Raw genomic sequence first — 18,280 nt, 5'->3', positions numbered from 1 at the left:
GCCGGTTCACGGAGGTGAGGACGGCGCGCAGGTGCTTCATGTCCTCGAAGCCGCTCTCGACCCAGTCGTTCACCACCCCGTCGCGGGGAGCGCGGGGTCGCCGAGGTTGGCCGTCTCGACGTCGCGCACGCGGCGGACCGTGTCGCCGGCCCGGACGACCTCCAGGGCGTTGTTCCCGCCGGTGAGAGGTTCCTCGGTCATGACGACCATCGTGCCTCCCGCCGGAAATCCGGGTGCTCGGCGGGCCGGTGATCCGGCACGATGGCCGCCATGACCTTGGGGACGACGACTGAGCCGCCGCCCGGCGTGCTGGCGGCCTTCGGGCTGACCGCGCCCGTTCGCCCGCTCGCCGGCGGCCGGGGACGGACTTTCCGGGTCCCCGGCCGGCCTCACCGGGACCGAGCAGGCCGCCCTGGCTTCCCCCGCCACCCGGATGCTGCGAACCCTGTAGCGGCGCCGGAAATTGAGCGGCGTGCCCCGGATCGGGAGGGATAGGGTTGCCCGCGTGATTTCCTCCCGGCTCGGCGCATACCGATCATCCCAGGCAGGCCCCGTGGGCGATGCGCGCTGACGCGCCGCCGGTGAGCCGGTCGCTGTGGCGCGACCGTGACTTCCTGATCTTCTGGTGTGCCCAGACGCTGTCCGTGGCGGGCGACTCGTTCGCGCTCATCGCGGTGCCCCTCCTCATCCTCGACGTCACCGGCTCCGTCGCCCAGATGGGGCTGCTCACCGGCGTGTCGGGGGCGGCGTCGGTGGCGGCCGGGGTGTTCGCGGGGGTGCTCGCCGACCGGTTCGACCGGCGCCGGCTGCTCATCGCCTGCGACGTCATCCGGCTCGTGCTGTACGTGACGATCCCGGTGGCCTGGGCGTTCGGCCAGCATGTCTGGCTCCTGTACGCGGTGCTGCCGCTGGCCGCCGCCGTGGGCATGGTCTTCCAGGTCACGTACGTGGCCGCGGTCCGCGGCCTGGCCGGCGAGAAGCGCGTCACCGAGGCCAACAGCATGCTGTACGCCACGGCCGCCGCGGCGGGCATCCTCGGCCCCACCCTGGCCGGGGTGGTGAGCGGCCACCTGGGCCCGACCGCCGCGATCGCCATCAACGCCGCCAGCTTCGGGCTGTCCGCGCTCGGCGTCCTGCTGACCCACTCCTCCCGCTACGCCGTCGAGACCGTCGAGCCGGTGGAGCCCGCGCCCGGCCGGCGGCCGTGGCGGGAGCTGCTGGCCGGGGCGGAGTTCCTGCTCCGGCACCCGGTGCTGCGCACCCTGACCATCCTGCTGTCGTTCTTCATCTTCATGACGCTCGGACTGACGGACATCGTCATCTACCGGCTCAAGCACGACCTCGGCCAGCCGGATTCCGTGGTGGGCGTCGTGCTGGGGGTCGGGGCGGTCGGCACGATGGCCGGTTCGGCGCTGGTGGCCCGGATGCGGCGGATGCTCGGGTTCGGACCGTTGTGGATCGGGGCGCAGATCGTGTCGGGCCTGGCCATCCTCAGCCTCGGACTCGCCGGCTCCGTGTGGGGCGTGGCCGCCATCATGGCCCTCTATCTGGCGTGCGTGAGCCTGGCCGGGATCAACTCCATGTCGCTGCGGCAGCAGGTGACGCCCGCTCACCTGCTGGGCCGGGTGACGTCGGCGTTCTGGACGATCCACTTCTCGCTCGGGCCGGTGGGCGCGGCCGCGCTCGGCTGGGGCGCCGCGCACTACGGCGCGACGACGGTGTTCGTCGTCGCGGGGGCGTCCTGCCTGCTGCTGGCTCTGATCGCGCTGGCCACCCCGGTACGCCAGCGCCACCCCGAGAAAGCCTGAGGCCGCACGCGGGGACGGCCTAAGATCACGCCCATGACGAAGGACGACACCGCCGGCATCGCGACATGGCTGTGGCGCGAGGTGGATCCCGGCGACTGGTCCGGCGAGGCGCTGCGACCGGCGGCCGAGGGGCACGGCCGGCTGGTGCAGGTGGCGGAGGAGGGCAGCCCGCTGGTGCCGGTGGCGGTGGCGGAGGGGCGCGGCAGGCTGGTGCCGGTGGCGGAGCACGAGCGGCGGTACGCGGGCGATCGTGAATATCGCGGCCTGACCGTCCCCCTCTCCTTGGAGGGCGCACCGACCACAGCGTTCCGGCGGCACGCCGAGGCGGTGGAGGCCGCGATCGGCCCGGCCGACAGCGTCGGCAGCCACGGCCAGACCGGCCCCTGGTACGACCCGTCGCCGGAATGGGGAGCCCCTTTCCTGCGCTGGCGGCGGCCCGGCGCCGAATCGCTGGAACTACGTGCCACCGCGACCGGCGCGGAGCTCTCCCTGCAGCCGACAGAGCCTTATGAGGAGTGGCGGCGGGCCACGTTCGAGTGGGGCGAGCCGTCGCAGTCGCCGGGTGGATTCGTCATCGAATATCTGACCCCCGCCAACGAGGGGCTCAGCACGCCGGGCGGCCGGCGGGTGCCCCGGTGGGCGGCGCTGCCGCCGCCGCTGGGGGCGTTCCTGCGCACGCTGCCCGCCGAGACCGGCGCGATCGGCAGGAAGGTGAGCGTCACCCTGTTCGCGGGAACCCGCTCCGTCCTCGCCATCCGCTCCGCCGAACGGCTCACCGTCGAGGGCTGGTTCAAGCACTTCTCACCGGGCGCGGAGCAGGGCTGGTCGCAGCGGGTCGAGCGGACCGTACGCTCCTGGACGCTCGACGCGGGCGGCCCCGGCGAGGTGGACGGCGAACGGCTGGCGCGGCACCTCGCCGACGTCCTCAAGGCGGAGAAGGTGTCCTCCCCGGCGAAGTTGAGCAAGCACGTGCACGGCCCGGAGGGCGCGCACACGGTGCTGCTCGGCCTCGGCTTCTGACCGCGGGCGGCGTGCAAGTGCGCGGCCGTATCGAGCGCGAACGCGGCGCTGCATCCGGCCCATGTCGGACCGATCCGCGAGGCGGGCGGCGCGCTGGAAAGCGATTGCTGAGGCCGCCCGATCACCCTAGGGTGGCGGGCATGTCCCTGTTGACCTACGACCGGATGCGGGCCGAGATCGCCGGGCAGACCGAGCTGCTGCGATCGCTGATCAAGAACGCGGACATGAAGACGCCCGTGCCCACCTGCCCTGGATGGTCTCTGGGGCAGTTGCTGCGGCACGTCGGCGAAGCCCATCGCTGGATGGGGACGGTCGTGGCGTCGCGGTCCGTGGAGCCGGTCTCCGACGAGCGGATCAACGACCTCGACGCGTACACGGACGAGGTGGCGGCCGAGCTCGATCCCTGGCTCGGGGCGGGCGCGGAGCGGCTGGCGGAGGCGTTGCGCGGGGCCGAGGGCCCCGTGTGGACGCCGCAGGGGCTGGACACGCCGGCGTTCTGGGCGCGGCGCGCGCTGTTCGAGACCGTGCTGCACCGGGCCGACGCCGCGCTCGCCCTGGGCGCCGGCTTCGAGGTCGACGACGTGGTCGCCGTCGAGGGGCTGGAGGAGTGGCTGGGGTTCAGCTGCGTGCCGGAGGCGTACGAGGGGCACGGGCTGCTCGGCCCGGGACGGGCGCTGAGCTTCAACGGCGAGTGGCTGGTCGACCTCGGCGGGGACGCGCCCGTCTGGAGGCGCGGGCAGGGGGACGCCTCGGTGACGGTTCGCGGGCCGGTGAGTGAGCTGCTCCTGTTCGTCTACCGGCGTCCCGCGCCGAAGGTCGAGGTCTCCGGGGATGCGGCGCTGCTCGGGCGGTGGCTGGAGCGGTCCGGGTTCTGGCTGGAGGAGGAGGACAGCTGAGTCCGGCCCCATGAGCAGTCCCAGCCTGGACGAGCGCCTGGCCGCCCTCGGGATCACCGGCCTCGAACCGCTGGGGCGGGGCCTGGAGTTCTCCGTCTTCCGCGGCCGGCCGGGCGACGGCGGGCCGCCGGTCGCCGTCCGCGTCGGCGAGCGCCGCTTCGACTCCAACGCCAACGACCCTCGGGTCGACACCCGCGCCCTGCTGCGCCAGGAGTACCGGCTCACCCGCCTGCTGGGCGATCACGGCCTGCCCGTGCCCGAGCCGGTCGCCCTCGTCCTCGCCGAGACCCCGGACGAGCCGGACCTCCTGATCAGCCGCTACGTGGAGGACGACGGATCGGAGCTGGACTGCTTCCGGCTCGGCGAGCTCCTGGCGCGCCTCCACGCGGTCCCGCTGCCCGGACCGCGACCCGTCGCCGCCGAACACCTGACGGCGTCCCGGCTCGTGGTCGGCAGGATCCTGCGCCGCTGGCGGGAGATCGCCCGCCTCAGGGACGGCTGGCCGCCGCCGCCCGCCCCCGGACGGCTGCTCCCGATCGCCGCGCCGCTCAGCCGTGGCTCCCTGCTCCATCTGGACGTCCGCAGAGCGAACGTCCGCTGTCACCAGGGCCGGGTACGCGCCCTCCTCGACTGGTCGAACGCCCTGCACGCCCACCCCGCCCTGGAGTTCGGGCGCCTGGGAGAGTTCGCCAGGCTCCCGGAGAACCAGCTCGACCTCGAGGCGCTGCGCGCCGGCTACGCGCGCCACGCCGAGCCCCCGCCCGACGCCGGGCCGCTCGCGCTGCTGTGCCGGCTGGACGCGGCGGTGATGCTCGCCCTCGTCTTCCTCTCCGAGTCACCCGACCCCGCCCGCGCGGACACCGCCGTGGAACGGGTCCTCGAGCTGGCCGTGCCGTGAGGTCAGGCGGCCGGGTCGTCCCCGATGACCGGGGCGGTGCAGGTGTCCACGTCCACGGCCGAGCGGGCGACGATCTCGCCGTCGCTGACCAGGGCGATGTGCAGCCGGCCGCTCGTCCAGCCGGCCGGCAGCGCGGCGCCGACCTCGGCGGGGCCGCTGAGCAGGAACGGCTTGGCCTCGATCCAGGAGCCCGCCGCGCCGAAGGCGTCAGGGGCGGGGCCGAACACCGGGGTCCAGGCGGTGTGCAGGTGGCCGTTGACCGGCTCGCTCCCGTGGTGCGAGACGCGGACGGGCACGGTGACCTCGCGCGACTCGCTCAGCAGGTCGCGGCCGGGCGCGACGGGGACGACGTCCAGCACGAGCGTGGTGGTGGCGTTCACGTCCGCGGGGTGCACGCCGGCCAGGTCCTTGGCACGGCGTTCGAAGTCCAGCAGGCCCGCGGACTCGTGCTCGACGTCGTACAGCTCGGTGTAGACGTAGCCGGCCAGGCGGTCGTGGCGGCGCAGCTCCTGGGTCTGCCAGCGCAGGTGCCAGGCCCGCTCGACGCAGGTGAAGCCGCCGCCGTACTCGCTGTTGAGGTTGGGCAGCCCGCGCAACGGCTGTGACGGGGATCCGGCCAGCTTCTTGCGCACGACGTAGTCGGGGCCGAGCCGGACGGGGAAGTCGTCCTGCTCGCCGTCCATCAGCGCGGCCACCGTCCGGCCCCAGGAGGCGGCGGACTCGTCGTAGTAGTGCCAGTCGAGCAGGTCCGTCTTCACGTGGGTCCAGCCGGAGTTGTCCACGGCCGGCCTGCTCGGGTCGAGGGCCTTGAGCAGCTCGTACGCCCGCGCCGCCGCCTGCTGCTTGGCCGCATCGCCCGGGATGTCCCAGTCCAGGCCCCATTCCTCGTTGTACAGGCCCCAGATGACGATCGCGGGCGAGTCGCCGTCGCGCTCCACCATCGGCGCGATCTGCTCCTCGAACGCGCTCACCGACTCCGCCGAGAAGCGGCCGGTCGAGGCGGGCTCGGCCCACACCAGCATGCCGAGCACGTCGGCGTGGTGGACGAAGCGGGGGTCCTCCAGCTTGAGGTGCTTGCGTACCAGGTTGTAGCCCGCCGCGGCGGCCAGCTCGATGTCGCGGCGGAGCGCGGCGTCGTCGGGGGCGGTGATGCCGGTGCGGGGCCAGTAGCCCTGGTCGAGCACGCCGCGCACGAACAGGCGGCGGCCGTTGAGATACAGGTCCTCGCCGATCACCTCGACGCGGCGCAGCCCCGTGTAGGCGGCGACCTCGTCGGTGCCGTCGGCCGAGGTCAGGCGGGCGTCCACGTGGTAGAGGTGCGGGTCGTCCGGGGACCAGAGCCGGGGCCCGGCGACGGGGAGCACCGCCCGTGCCGCGCCCTCCGCGACCGGGACCTCCACCGTCGTGTCCGTCCCGCGCAGGGTCAGGCGCAGCACGGACTCCGACGGTCCCGCCACCCGGGCCTCCACCTCGATGGCGTCCAGCTTTGCCGAGGGGCGCAGCTTCAGCCCGGCCAGGTGCGTGGCGGGCCGGGCCTCCAGCCAGACGCTCTGCCAGATCCCGGACGACGGGGTGAAGCAGACGCCGTCGTAGTCGTCGCGCGGGATGCTGCGCTGCTTGCCGTGCGCGAGCTCCCGCTTGTCCAGCGGCGCGCAGACCCGTACCACGACCTCCTGCGGGCCGTCGCCGCGCAGCGCGTCGGTGATGTCGGCCTCGAACGGCGTGTAGCCGCCCCGGTGCGTGACCACCTCGACGTCGTTGACCCAGACCGTGGCCTCGTGGTGCACGGCCCCGAAGTGCAGCACGACCCGCTGACCCGCCCACCCGGCGGGGACGGTGACCGGGCGGCGGTACCAGGCCACGGGCAGCCAGTGGGCCTCGATGCCCGACGCGGGGGTCTCCCAGGCGAAGGGCACGGTGATGGTCCTGTTCCAGCCGGGCTCGGTGTCGGCCCGGAAGTCCCACTCGCCGTTCAGGCTCGACCAGGAGTGCGACCGGTCGAAGTGGGGGCGGGGGTATTCCATGATGCTCTCTTCCATAAGGGTGCGGGTCAGCCCTTGACGCTGCCCGCGAGGATGCCGTTGATGAAGTGGCGCTGCAGCAGGACGAAGATCACCAGCAGCGGCAGCATGGCGATGCTGCCCGCGGCGAGCAGCTCACCCCACACGGTGGCGAAGTCGGCGCCGATCCGGTTGCCGGTGACGTTCTGCGCGAGGGTGGACAGGACCACCTGGAGGGTCTGGTGCGAGGTGTCGTTGACGGCGACGACCGGCCAGACGAAGTCGTTGTAGACGTTCATGGTGGTCAGGACGGCGAGCGCGGCCAGCCCGGGACGGATCACGGGCAGCACGACCTTGGCGAAGATGCCGAACTCCCCCGCGCCGTCCACCCGGCCTGCGTCGATGAGCTCGTCCGGGATGGCGGCGATGGTCTGCCGCATCCAGAAGATGCTGAACGCGTCGATGCTGCCCGGCAGGATGAGCGCCTGATACGTGTTCACCCAGCCGAGCGCGCTCATCTCCAGCAGCAGCGGGATGATCAGCACGAGTGTCGGCAGCATCAGCGTCAGCAGCACGACGCCGAACAGCAGGTTCTTGCCCGGGAAGGCGTACTTGGCGAAGGCGTATCCGGCCAGCGGGCAGAAGAACATCGTCATGGCGCCCCTGACCACCAGCACCAGCGCCGTGTTCGCGAACCCGGTGCCGATCGGCACGTCGGCGAACATGGCCCGGTAGTTGTCGAGGGTCAGCGCGCCGATCGAGAGGGGGTCGGCGATGATGTCGGCCGCCGGCTTGAGCGAGGAGCTGACCGCCCACCAGATCGGGTACAGGAACACGATCGCGAGCAGCGCCAGGACCGCGTACTGCAGGGGTCCGGGGCGGGTCTGGTTCATGACACCTCGTCTTTCGGCCGCAGCAGCCTGACCGACACCAGCGACAGGCCGAAGACCAGCAGGACCAGCAGGAACGAGTTCGCGGCGCCGGTGCCCAGGTCGGAGGCGGTGATGTGGTCGTACAGGTACAGGCCCGCGGTGGTGGTGGAGCCGTACGGGCCGCCCTCGGTGACCACGAACGGCTCGGCGAACATCTGGAAGACGGCCAGGGTCTGCACGACCACCAGGAACGCCATGCTCCGCCGCACCAGCGGGACGGTGATCGACCAGAACTGGCGCCAGCGGGAGGCGCCGTCGAGGGCGGCGGCCTCGTACACGCCGCCGGGGACGGCCTGGAGGCCGGCGAGCAGGATGATGATCGCGAAGCCGGTGGTCTTCCACAGGAACAGCAGCGCCAGCGTCGGCTTGGACCACGTCGTGGACGTCAGCCAGCCCACGTCGGGCAGGCCCACCAGGTTGAGCAGATAGTTGACCAGGCCGTAGTCCTGGTCGAACACCACGATCCAGACCTGCGCCATGGCGACCAGCGGGGTCACGAACGGCGCGATGAACGCCACCCGGAACAGCCCGCGCAGCCGCAGCTTGGCGTTGGCCAGCAGCACCGCGCCGCCCAGCCCGGCCACGACCTGGATCGGCACGATCAGCAGCCACATGACGGCGCTGTTGCCGAGCGAGGCCCAGAAGTCGGGGCTGGTCAGCAGGTAGAGGTAGTTGTCCGCGCCGACCCAGTGGGCCGCACCCGCGCCGCGCCAGCGCATGAAGCTGAGCTGGAGCGCGTAGATCAGCGGATAGATCCCGAACGCGGCGAAGACGAGGAAGAACGGGGCGATGAACAGGTACGGCGACAGCCGCGTCGCCCTCATGAGCGGTCGATCAGGTTGCGCTGGATCTTCTCGGCCGACTCCGTGATCACCTGGTCGGGCGACATCTTGCCCTCGATCAGGCGCTGCACGTTGTTGCCGAGGTAGTCCACCGACTGGGCCCACCACCAGGGGATGGGCGCGGCGGCCGGGATGGTGCCCGCGGCCTCGACGGCGACCTTCCACAGGTCCTGGCCGCCGAGCGCCTCGATGGGCTTGAACAGCGGCTTGGCCGGGTCGAGCGCGGGGGTGAAGCTGGGGATCGAGGTGGACAGGCCGCCCGGGTAGACGGCGTTGGGGCCGTACACGGCGGTGTAGCCGGGCTCCTTGAAGCACAGGAACTCGTACAGCAGCCAGGCCAGCTCGGGGTTCTTGGCCTTGGCGGGGATGACGAAGCTGCTGCCGCCCATGGCGCCGCTGCGCGCGCCGCCGGGCGTCCAGGCCGGCAGCGGCGCGGCCCGCCACTTGCCCTTGGTGGCCTTGAGCAGCTGCTGCGGCGCGAACGACCACCAGATGGCCCACGGCACGAACACCTGCTGCCCGCTGTCGAGCGTGTTGACGTCGGCGGGCTCCAGGTAGGGAGCGTGGGTGACCAGGCCGTCCTTGACCGCGCTGTCGATCCAGCCGAAGATCCGCCGGTATTCGGCGGAGTCCAGCCGCAGCTTGCCCCGGGCGTCGGTGAGGCTGGTGCCCTGCTGGTTGGCCAGCATCTCCAGCCAGAGCTGGCTGAGGAACGGGGTCTTCTCCAGGTGGATCGGCCTGGTCCTGGGGTCCTTCTCCTTGACCGTCCGGGCGGCGGCGAGCAGGTCGTCGTACGTGGCCAGGCCCGCCGGATCCACTCCGGCGCTCTCCAGCACGTCCTCGCGGTACCAGAGCAGGCCGGGGTCCAGGTCCCACGGGACGCCGTAGATCTTGCCGTCCACGGTGTTCACGGACAGCTTGTACGGCGAGGTCCGGTCCCGGTACGGCGCGATGAGGTCGGTCAGGTCGTACAGGTGCTCGGCCTGCCCGCCGATCTTGGCGTCGTCCCAGAAGCTGCCGTCGGGCACGTCGGTGCCGCTGATGAGGGTGTTGGCCAGCTTCGCGTCGATGTCCACGGCCTGGTGGTTCACCTTGACGTTCGGGTACGCCTCGCGGAACTTGCCGATGGCCGCGTCGAACACCTTGAACAGGTCGCCCGACCTGTTCCAGACGGTGATCTCACCCTTGACCGACGACGCCGACGCGGCGGGCGCGGCCAGCTTGCTCGGCTGCGCGCTCGGGCCGCCCGGCGCGCACGCCGCCAGCGAACCGGCGGCGGCGATGCCCAGGGCGCCCTTGAGGAAACCGCGCCGGTCTATGAGGGGTGTGGACATTCTCTGACTCCTCGGCCTGGGCTCATGTTGGGGCTCTGCAACGATGCAGACATAATGCATACTTGTCTGCAACGATGCAAGAGCGGGTTTAGGATCTTCTGTGACAGGGCGATCTCATGCCGACTTCTGAGATCGCCACGCGGGAGCCTTCGGGTGTATAGGAGACGCATGGCCGGTCCAACGCTTCGCGATGTCGCCAAACGGGCGAATGTATCGATTCGCACCGTGTCCAACGTGGTCAACGGTTACGCGCCGGTGTCAGACGAGCTGCGTGCCCGGGTGCAGGCCGTGCTGGACGAGCTCGACTACCGTCCCAACCTCATCGCGCGCAATCTCAAGCAGGGGCGCACTGGGATGATCGCCCTGGTGGTGCCCGAGCTGGACGTGCCGTACTTCGCCGAGCTGGCGCGCGAGGTGATCACGGCGGCCCGCGCCCGCGGCTACGTGGTGATGGTCGACCAGACCGACGGCGACGGCGACCGGGAGCGCGAGCTGCTCGGGCGGGACTCGCGGGCCACGATGTTCGACGGGCTGCTGCTCAGCCCGCTGACGATCTCCGCCGAGGAGCTGCGCGGGCGCGCCAACCGGATCCCGATCGTGCTGCTCGGCGAGCACATCTTCAACGGCAGCTTCCACCACGTGGCCATCGACAACGTCGCCGCCGCCCGCGAGGCCACCACCCATCTGCTGGACCTGGGCCGCCGCCGGGTGGCCGCCATCGGCGACCAGCCGTACGCGACCGGCGAGACCGCCCAGCTCCGCACCGCCGGCTACCGCCAGGCGCACGCCCGCGCGGGCCTGGAGGTGGATGAGCGGCTCGTCGTCTCCACCCCGCACTTCCACCGGCGGCTGGGCGCCGAGGCCATGGAGCACCTGCTCGCCCTGCCCGAGCCGCCCGACGCGGTGTTCTGCTACAACGACCTGCTCGCCCTGGGTGCGATCAGAGCGCTCACCAGGGCCGGTCGCCGCGTCCCCGACGACGTGGCCGTGGTCGGCCTGGACGACATCGAGGAGGGCCAGTACAGCACGCCCAGCCTGACCACGATCGCCCCGGACAAGGGGGAGATCGCGCGCCGGGCGGTGAACACGCTGATGGACACGATCAACGGCTCGGCCGCCGCGCCCGCCGAGATCATCGTGCCGCACCGGCTGATCGTCAGGGAGAGCACCGCCGGCTGACCCCGGGGCGCTCTAGCCGGACAGCTCGAGAGCGGCATCGAGCAGGCTGCGGGTGTACTCGTGCCGGGGCGCCCCCAGCACCTCCGTCGCCTGCCCTTCCTCCACCACCACACCCTGGCGCATGACGGCGATCCGGTCGGCGATCTGGTGCACCACGCCGAGGTCGTGGGAGATGAAGAGCATGGCCAGATGGTGGCGCTCGCGCAGGTCGACCAGCAGCCGGAGGATCTGCGCCTGGACCGACACGTCCAGGGCGGACACCGCCTCGTCGCACACCAGCAGCCGGGGCCGGACCGCGAGCGCGCGGGCGATGCTGACCCGCTGGCACTGCCCGCCGGACAGCTCGGCCGCCCGCTGCCCGGCGACGCTCGCGTCGAGTCCGACGTCGTCGAGCAGGCGGTGCAGCGCGGCGGTGCGGTCGCCGGACGGGGCCGAACTCGGATGGGTGCGCCACGCCTCGTCGATGATCGCGGCGACGGTCATGCGCGGGCTGAGCGACGACCGCGGGTCCTGGAAGACCATCTGCGCGGCACGCTGCTGCGCCGTCGTCCGCCGCCCGACCGGCCCCAGGGGCACGCCGTCGAGCAGGACGGCGCCGGAGTCGGGCCGGACGAGGCCGACGATCGCGCGGGCCACCGTGGTCTTGCCCGACCCCGACTCCCCGACCACCCCCACGATCTCGTCGGGGGCCACCGTGAGGCTCACGCCGTCGACCGCGACGAAATCCCCGGACCGGCGGGCGGCGCGCGACCGGAACCACGCGGTACGCCGGCCGAAGCTGACCCGCAGGTCCCGCACCTCGAGCAGATCGACGCTCATCGCTGCAGCAGCTCCTCGGCGAAGTGGCACGCGGCCCACCGGCCGGGCGCGACGGTTCTGGTCTCCGGCTCCTCGGTGCGGCACCGCTCGCGCGCCAGCGGGCACCGGGGGTGGAAGGCGCACCCCGGCGGCCGGTTCGCCGGGGTGGCCGGCGTGCCCGGCAGCGGGTGGGCCAGCGCGGTGCGGGTCCGCACCGCGGGCACGCTGTCGACCAGTGCGCGGGTGTACGGGTGAGCCGGGCCGGCCAGCACCGCCTCGGTGGGACCGCGCTCGGCGACCCGGCCCGCGTACATGACGACGACCTGGTGCGCGACGTGCGCCACCACCCGCAGGTCGTGGCTGACGAGGAGCATCGCCAGTCCCTCGTCCTGCTGGATGGAGCGCAGCAGGCGCAGGATGCGCGCCTGGACGGTCACGTCCAGCGCCGTGGTGGGCTCGTCGGCGAGCAGCAGCGCCGGGCTGCCCGCCAGCGCGAGGGCGATCATGGCCCGTTGCCGCATCCCGCCGGAGAACTCGTGCGGGTAGCTGCGCATCCTGCTGTCCGGCTCGGGGATCCCCGCCCGCTCGAGCAGTTCGAGCACCCGCCGGCGCACCTCGTCGCGGGGGCGGCCGGCGCGGCGGAGTATCTCGCCCACCTGGCGGGCGATCGTCTGGGTCGGGTTGAGCGCGGCCAGCGGGTCCTGGAAGATCATCGCGATCTCGTGGCCCCGCAGCCGGCGCCGGTGGGCGGGGCTCGCCTTCAAGAGGTCCTCGCCCCGCCAGCGCAGCTCCCCGCCGGTCGCCGCCCCCTCCGGGAGCAGGCCGATGACGGCGTTCGCGGTCATCGTCTTGCCGCTGCCCGACTCGCCGATGAGCCCGACCGTCGTCGCCGGCGGGATGTCGAACGTCACCCGGTCGACGACTCGGACCGGGCCGCGGGCGCCGGGCAGGTCGACGACCAGCCCGGCCACCTCGAGCAGGCCGTCCACCTCGACCGGCGTCTCGACCGGGGTCCGCACGCCGCTCACGAGCTGCCGACCCGCACGCCGGCGAAGTCCGGCAGCCCGTTCGGGTCCGGGGTGACGCCGGTGACGCGGTGGTTCCAGGCGTAGGCGTACTTGACCGCCATCGGGAACATGCCGACCGCGTCCTGCCAGATGATCTTGCTGGCCTCGCCGTACAGCTTGACCCGCTCGTCGCTGTCCGAGCTCGCCCCTGCGGCGGCGAGCAGCTTGTCGAGCTCGGGGTTGCAGTAGCCGTTGCGCTTGGCCGCGCAGGGGTAGAGCCGGCCGAGCGTGTTGGCCGCGTCGAACGTGGGGTTCGACAGCTGCTGGAAGTTGACGTCCCAGTTCAGGGCGAGCAGGTCCTTGGTGAACACCGCCTGCTCCTTCTCCAGCAGGTCCACCTGGACACCGATCTTCTGCAGGTCGGAGACGATCGCCTGGTTGAACGGCCGGAACTCGGCGTTGGCGAACTGCAGCCGCAGCTTCGTGGAGAAGTCGAATTTCGCGTCGGTCAGCGCGGCCTTCGCCGCGGCCGGGTCGTAGCGGACGGGCTCCTGGGGGGCGTAGCCGAGCGTGACGGGCGAGACCGGGGCGTCGGCCAGGGTGCCCGTCTGCGGATAGAGCCGCTTGATGATGGTGGCGAAGTCGACCGCCTGCCACAGCGCCCGCCGCACCTTGGCGTCCTTCAGCGCGGGAGCGGAGGAGTTGAACCACATGGTGAACACGGCGGTGCTCGGCACCGTCTCGACCTTGAGGGTGGAGTCGCGCTGCAGCTCCGCGAGCTGGTCGTCGGGGATGCCCCAGGCGAGGTCCACCTCGCCGGTCCGCAGCGCGGTCAGCCGGGCCGCGAGCTCGGGCATCTTGCGGATGGTCACCCGCTTGACCTGGGGCGCACCGCCGTAGTGGTCAGGGTTCGGCACCAGCACGAGCGTGCCGGACGGGTCGAACTTCTCCACCTTGAACGGCCCCGATCCGACCGGGTGCTGGAAGAACGCCGGGTTCTCGCCGGTCAGGCTGCCGGGCAGCACGTAGAAGATGGCGAGCTTGTACGGGACCGCCGCGTCCGGCTTCGGCGCCTTCAGCACGACCTCGGTGGGCGACGAGGCGGTCATCGTGTAACCGGCGAAGTTGGCCGCGTTGGTGCTCTTGAGATCCATCATCCGCTTGAACGAGGCGACGACGTCGTCCGCGGTGACGGCCTTGCCGTCGCTGAACTTCACGCCCTGGCGCAGCGTGAACGTCCACTGCGAGGCGGAGCCGTCGGGCTTCCACGCGGTGGCGAGGTCGCCCTCCAGGGTGCCGTCCGGGCGGGGCCGTACCAGCCGGCTGAAGATCGCCTTGGAGGCCAGCTGCGTGCCGGTGGCGCTGCCGCCCGTGGGGCTGGCCGGGTCGAGGCTCTCGATCGCGTAGGTGCCGGCGACGGTGATCTCGCCGCCGGTGCCACCGCCGCCGCCCGTGCCGCCGCCGGTGGCGGCGCTGCAGCCGCCGAGCACGAGGGTCGCGGCGGCGATGAGGGCCAGTGCCGCGAGCCGCGGCCTACCTGAGGCAAGGGGTCTGGTCATGGACGTCTTCCCGCCTTCCGGGGATGGTTCTTCGGGGGGTGCTCGTGATGGAAGGGGTTATGTGCCTGCCGGACGACGGTCGCCGCAATCACCTGAGGTGTCCGCGTCCGTATCTGGCGGTGAGCTGGTCGCCGAGGATCCCGATGTTGATGATCAGCAGCGACAGCGCGACGCCGGGCAGAGTGGAGATCCACCAGGCGGTTTCGAGATACTGCTTTCCGTTCGCGATGGTCTGGCCCCAGGACACCGACGAGCCGGGCAGGCCGATGCCGAGGAAGCTGAGCCCGGCCTCGGCCAGCACGACGAGGGCGAACTCCAGCGTCGCCAGGGCCACGACCGGGCCGACCGTGAGCGGCAGGATGTGCCGGACCAGGATGGACGCCGGCCGTACGCCGAGCACGCGGGCCGCGTCGATCCAGGCCCGCTCCCGCATCGACAGCGCGACGCCGCGGGTGACCCGCGCGAAGGAGATCCAGGCCGTCGCGGAGAGCGCGATCACCACCACCAGCACGCTGCGCTCGAAGGCGCCCGCGATCACGATGGTCAGCAGGATCGCCGGGAAGGCGAGCAGGATGTCGATGCCGCGGGCGAGCACCGTGTCGAGCCGGCCACGGAAGTAACCGGCGACGATGCCGACGGTCACGCCGATCACGCAGCAGACGACGACCGTCGAGACACCGATGATCATCGACGTGCGGGCGCCGTAGACGACCTGCGCGAGGACGTCACGGCCGAGGCCGTCGGTGCCGAGCCAGGCGACGCCGCCCGACGCGAGCCGCGACCCCGGGCCGAGCAGCCGGTCGTCGAGGGAGACGCGCACGGGGTTGTAGTCGAGGACCAGCGGTCCCACCCCGGCGACCACGACGTACAGGGTGAGGACGGCGTACGGGATCCGGCTGAGCCACCGGCCGCGCACCAGCGGCCGACGGACGGCGACGGCGGTCATGCCGCACCGTCCAGCTTGATGCGCGGGTCGAGCTGGGAGTACAGCAGATCGGCCACGAGGTTGAACAGCATCACGATGCCCGCGATCAGAAACGTGGCCGCCTGCACGACGGCGTAGTCACGGTTGGAGACCGCGTCCACCACCAGCGTGCCGAGCCCCGGCCAGGCGAAGACGTTCTCGACCACGACCGCGCCGCCCATCAGGCCGCCCATGTGCAGCCCGACGATGGTCACCACGGGGATGAGGGAGTTGCGCAGCGCGTGGCCGAGCAGCACCTGCTGCTCGGTGAGCCCTTTGGAGCGGGCCGTCTGGATGTACGGCTCGCGCATCGTCTCCGCGACGCTGGTCCTGGTCAGACGGGCCACGATGGCGGTGAACGGCAGAGCCAGCGTGACCGCCGGCAGGACCAGGTGAGCCGGCGAGCCCGCCCCGGCGCTGGGCAGCAGGCGGAAGGCCAGCGCGAAGACGAGGATCAGCATGATGCCCACCCAGAAGGTGGGGAACGACTGCAGGGCGATGGTGCCCGCGGTGACCAGCCGATCGACCGCGCCGCCCGGGCGCGCGCCGGCCAGCAGTCCGAGCACGAGGCCGAGGGACACGGCGATGACGGTGGAGGCGAGCATCAGGTCGGCGGTCGCGGGCAGGCGCTCGAACACCTCCGACATCGCCGGCCGGTCGAACCGGTAGGAGTCGCCGAACTGTAACCGGGCCACCTCGCCGAGGTAGCCGAGGTACTGGCTGAACACCGGCCGGTCGAGCCCGAGTTTCCCGGTGAGCTCGGCCACCTGCTCCCGGCTCGCGTCCGGGCCCAGCAGGATCGTGGCCGGATCGCCCGGGGCGACCCGGACGATGAGGAAGATGAGCGAGGCGGCGCCCCACATCACCAGCACACCAACGAGCAGTCGTTTGGCGATGACCCGGATCATGTGGGCTTACCTGGTTCGGTCACTGCTGTCTCCTTGGTGGGGCCACGGTCGCGCCCGGCATGAGGGGGCACTCGACGTTCTCTCTGCGGGCGTCCGGCTCGGGTGCCTCCAGCAGCCGCACCAGCAAGTGGGTGGCCTGCCGGCCCATCTGCTCCCGTGGGACCACCAGGCCGGTCCAGGGGGTGTCGGTGCGGTGCGCGCCGGTGGAGTCGCCCAGCACGACGACGCTCAGGTCGTCCGGGACCGACATCCCGTGCCGTCGCGCGCACTCCAGGAGCTCCTCGGCCAGGAGGACCTGCTCGGCGACCACGGCGGTGATGCCGCCGTGCCGGATCTCGGCCAGGAGGCCCGCCACGTCGTCGGCGGATTCCAGCGTCCACACCGGGCCCGTGAGCCGCCTGGCCTCACCGGCGGGCATCGCCCGCCGGAATCCCTTCTCCCGGTCCCGGCTGGGCTGGGCGTCGCCGTCACCGATGCGGGCGTACGCGACGCGCCTGTGCCCGAGCTCGAAGAGCCGTTCGGTGAGCTGCTGGGTCGCCGTGGCGTAGTCGGCCGCCACGTAGGAGACCGGCTCTCCCGAAACCTCCCGGTGTCCCACGTAGACGAAGGGGAAGCCGGTGTCGCGCAGCCGCTGGATCTCCTCGACGTTCGGGTCACGCCCGAGCAGCAGCGCGCCGTCCGCGAGCGACAGCCGGGTGGACCCGTCGCGGAAGACCTGCCGCTCGCCGCCGAGGCTGGTGAACAGCAGGAGGTCGTAGCCGAGCTCCGCCGCCGCCTGCTCCATGCCGAGCAGGAACGGGAAGTAGAAGTCGACGCTGGTCGTCGGGAAGACCGCCTCGAAGGTGAACACGCCGATGATCTTGTTCTGGCCGCCGGCGAGGGATCTCGCCGAGGCGTTGGCGACGTACCCCCATTCGCGGATCGCCGCCAGCACCCGCTCCCGGGTCGCCTGGCTGATCCGGACGCCGGAGTCCCGCTCGTTCAGCACGAGCGAGACGGTGGCCTGGCTGACCCCCGCGAGGCGCGCGATGTCGGCCTGGGTCGGCCTCCGCACCGGTCCGCGACTCATTCGGGCCTCCTGCTAATGCGCCTGACCCAACGAACGCAAAGTTTGACCCTCGCTTCTGTGAGGCGTCAATGGACCTGGGCGAAAAAGAACGCGGGAAACAAGAGCGAATTACTAATACCCATTAGCATCTAGCGTCCCGCGTAGATCGCGGATACCGTCCGGAGCGTTTGCCGAGGGAGGTGCCATGGATACCGACCATCCGGTCACCGGCATGATCATCCCGCTCGTCACCGCGCTCGACCGGGGCGGCCGGCCCGACCCACCGGCCGTCCGGCCGCTGCTGGCCCACCTCGCGTCCGCCGGCGTCACCACGCTGATGCTGGCCGGCACCAACGGCGAGGGCCCGCTGCTGCCGGCCGACGATGTCCGGGCGTACGCGGTGGAGGTGTCCGCCATGTGGCGCGACCTGGCGGGGGCGCCCGCCCGGGTCATGGTGGCCGCCGCCGGCACGGGCACGCGGGAGGCCCTGCGGCGCATGGACCGCCTCGCGGAGCTCGACCTGGACGCCGTGGTCGTCCTCGCTCCGTCCTACTTCCGGCACACCGAGAGCGAGCTGCACGCGCACTTCCGCGACCTCGCCCGCCACGGCCACCCCGTGGTCGTCTACAACAGCCCCGGGTACACCGGCAACCCCGTCCCCGTGTCCGTGATGCGCCGCCTGCTCGACGAGCCGGCCGTCATCGGGTTGAAGGACAGCTCGGGGGACGCCGCCCTGTTCGCCGAGTTCTGTGCCCTGGCCGGAGAGCGCCCCGGCTTCCAGGTGGCCCAGGGTGCCGAACGGCAGCTCGCCGACGGGCTCCGAACGGGGGCCGCCGGGCTGGTGCCGGGGGTGGGCATGCTCGCGCCCGCGCTCTGCGTCGACCTGCTCAAGGCCGGCCGTGGCGGCGACCACGCCACCGCGGCGGCGCTGCAGCACGACGTCGACCGGCTGGCCGCGCTCTTCGGAGTCCGCCCCGGGGTCAGCGGCGTGGCCGAGTCCTACCGGCAGTTCGCCTCCGGCTACTACCTCAACCGCGACGGCATGAAGTGGTTCTGGGACCAGTACACCCCCGAGTCCTCCCAGCGG

General features: G+C 72.0%; 17 protein-coding genes. 6 read left to right on the top strand and 11 right to left on the bottom strand.

Translation table 11 applies throughout. The annotated features are described in order from the left end of the window. Window positions 1-69: 69 nt before the first annotated feature. Window positions 70-201 (bottom strand): hypothetical protein, encoded by a 132-nt coding sequence (locus ACWEPL_RS61155; RefSeq protein ID WP_452442161.1) that lies wholly within the window; start codon window positions 199-201, stop codon window positions 70-72. A gap of 359 nt (window positions 202-560) precedes the next feature. On the opposite strand from ACWEPL_RS61155, the gene ACWEPL_RS61150 reads away from it, so the two are divergent. From ACWEPL_RS61150 to ACWEPL_RS61135, 4 genes are all read left to right on the top strand, one after another. Beyond that, a complete protein-coding gene (locus ACWEPL_RS61150) occupies window positions 561-1,808 on the top strand; it encodes an MFS transporter (protein WP_363968455.1) in 1,248 nt (415 codons plus the stop codon). A 33-nt stretch (window positions 1,809-1,841) separates the two neighbouring features. Then, the gene (locus ACWEPL_RS61145) at window positions 1,842-2,828 is read left to right on the top strand and encodes a hypothetical protein (RefSeq protein WP_452442160.1); all 987 of its coding nucleotides are present in this window, start codon (window positions 1,842-1,844) and stop codon (window positions 2,826-2,828) included. A gap of 140 nt (window positions 2,829-2,968) precedes the next feature. Then, complete coding sequence (locus ACWEPL_RS61140) at window positions 2,969-3,724, top strand: maleylpyruvate isomerase family mycothiol-dependent enzyme (protein WP_452442159.1); 756 nt, start codon at window positions 2,969-2,971, stop codon at window positions 3,722-3,724. Window positions 3,725-3,734: 10 nt separating this feature from the next. Beyond that, a complete protein-coding gene (locus tag ACWEPL_RS61135) occupies window positions 3,735-4,622 on the top strand; it encodes a phosphotransferase family protein (RefSeq protein WP_452442158.1) in 888 nt (295 codons plus the stop codon). Between the two features lie 2 nt (window positions 4,623-4,624). On the opposite strand, the gene ACWEPL_RS61130 is transcribed toward ACWEPL_RS61135, so the two are convergent. The 4 genes from ACWEPL_RS61130 to ACWEPL_RS61115 are packed head-to-tail and all read right to left on the bottom strand — an operon-like array spanning window position 4,625 to window position 9,730. After that, a complete protein-coding gene (locus tag ACWEPL_RS61130) occupies window positions 4,625-6,646 on the bottom strand; it encodes a glycoside hydrolase family 2 protein (RefSeq protein ID WP_452442157.1) in 2,022 nt (673 codons plus the stop codon). 26 nt (window positions 6,647-6,672) lie between these two features. Then, window positions 6,673-7,515: a carbohydrate ABC transporter permease gene (locus tag ACWEPL_RS61125; protein ID WP_355198709.1), complete on the bottom strand. Its 843-nt coding sequence runs from the start codon at window positions 7,513-7,515 to the stop codon at window positions 6,673-6,675. Then, window positions 7,512-8,378 (bottom strand): carbohydrate ABC transporter permease, encoded by an 867-nt coding sequence (locus ACWEPL_RS61120; protein ID WP_357738424.1) that lies wholly within the window; start codon window positions 8,376-8,378, stop codon window positions 7,512-7,514. The genes ACWEPL_RS61125 and ACWEPL_RS61120 overlap by 4 nt, the downstream gene beginning before the upstream one ends. Further along, a complete protein-coding gene (locus ACWEPL_RS61115) occupies window positions 8,375-9,730 on the bottom strand; it encodes an extracellular solute-binding protein (RefSeq protein ID WP_363968466.1) in 1,356 nt (451 codons plus the stop codon). The genes ACWEPL_RS61120 and ACWEPL_RS61115 overlap by 4 nt, the downstream gene beginning before the upstream one ends. A 168-nt stretch (window positions 9,731-9,898) precedes the next feature. On the opposite strand from ACWEPL_RS61115, the gene ACWEPL_RS61110 reads away from it, so the two are divergent. Further along, window positions 9,899-10,909 (top strand): LacI family DNA-binding transcriptional regulator, encoded by a 1,011-nt coding sequence (locus ACWEPL_RS61110; protein WP_363968468.1) that lies wholly within the window; start codon window positions 9,899-9,901, stop codon window positions 10,907-10,909. Window positions 10,910-10,921: 12 nt separating this feature from the next. On the opposite strand, the gene ACWEPL_RS61105 is transcribed toward ACWEPL_RS61110, so the two are convergent. From ACWEPL_RS61105 to ACWEPL_RS61080, 6 genes are all read right to left on the bottom strand, one after another. Then, window positions 10,922-11,728, bottom strand: coding sequence for an ATP-binding cassette domain-containing protein (locus ACWEPL_RS61105; RefSeq protein ID WP_355198717.1), 807 nt, complete (start codon window positions 11,726-11,728; stop codon window positions 10,922-10,924). Then, on the bottom strand, window positions 11,725-12,735 hold the full coding sequence (locus ACWEPL_RS61100; protein WP_363968470.1) for an ABC transporter ATP-binding protein: 1,011 nt from the start codon (window positions 12,733-12,735) through the stop codon (window positions 11,725-11,727). The genes ACWEPL_RS61105 and ACWEPL_RS61100 overlap by 4 nt, the downstream gene beginning before the upstream one ends. Further along, entirely contained in the window at window positions 12,732-14,273 is a 1,542-nt protein-coding gene (locus ACWEPL_RS61095; RefSeq protein ID WP_452442156.1) for an ABC transporter substrate-binding protein, read from the bottom strand. The genes ACWEPL_RS61100 and ACWEPL_RS61095 overlap by 4 nt, the downstream gene beginning before the upstream one ends. 88 nt (window positions 14,274-14,361) lie before the next feature. Continuing rightward, window positions 14,362-15,219 (bottom strand): ABC transporter permease, encoded by an 858-nt coding sequence (locus tag ACWEPL_RS61090; RefSeq protein WP_363968474.1) that lies wholly within the window; start codon window positions 15,217-15,219, stop codon window positions 14,362-14,364. After that, window positions 15,216-16,145: an ABC transporter permease gene (locus ACWEPL_RS61085; protein WP_364241142.1), complete on the bottom strand. Its 930-nt coding sequence runs from the start codon at window positions 16,143-16,145 to the stop codon at window positions 15,216-15,218. The genes ACWEPL_RS61090 and ACWEPL_RS61085 overlap by 4 nt, the downstream gene beginning before the upstream one ends. A 19-nt stretch (window positions 16,146-16,164) precedes the next feature. After that, on the bottom strand, window positions 16,165-17,214 hold the full coding sequence (locus ACWEPL_RS61080; RefSeq protein ID WP_363968478.1) for a LacI family DNA-binding transcriptional regulator: 1,050 nt from the start codon (window positions 17,212-17,214) through the stop codon (window positions 16,165-16,167). A gap of 184 nt (window positions 17,215-17,398) precedes the next feature. On the opposite strand from ACWEPL_RS61080, the gene ACWEPL_RS61075 reads away from it, so the two are divergent. Further along, a partial coding sequence (locus ACWEPL_RS61075) for a dihydrodipicolinate synthase family protein (protein ID WP_452442155.1) occupies window positions 17,399-18,280 on the top strand: 882 nt, incomplete at its 3' end.

It is taken from the genome of Nonomuraea sp. NPDC004186 (genome assembly GCF_053603495.1).
The sequence above is the reverse complement of the archived record's forward strand: the minus strand, read 5'-3'. Positions and strand labels throughout refer to the sequence as shown.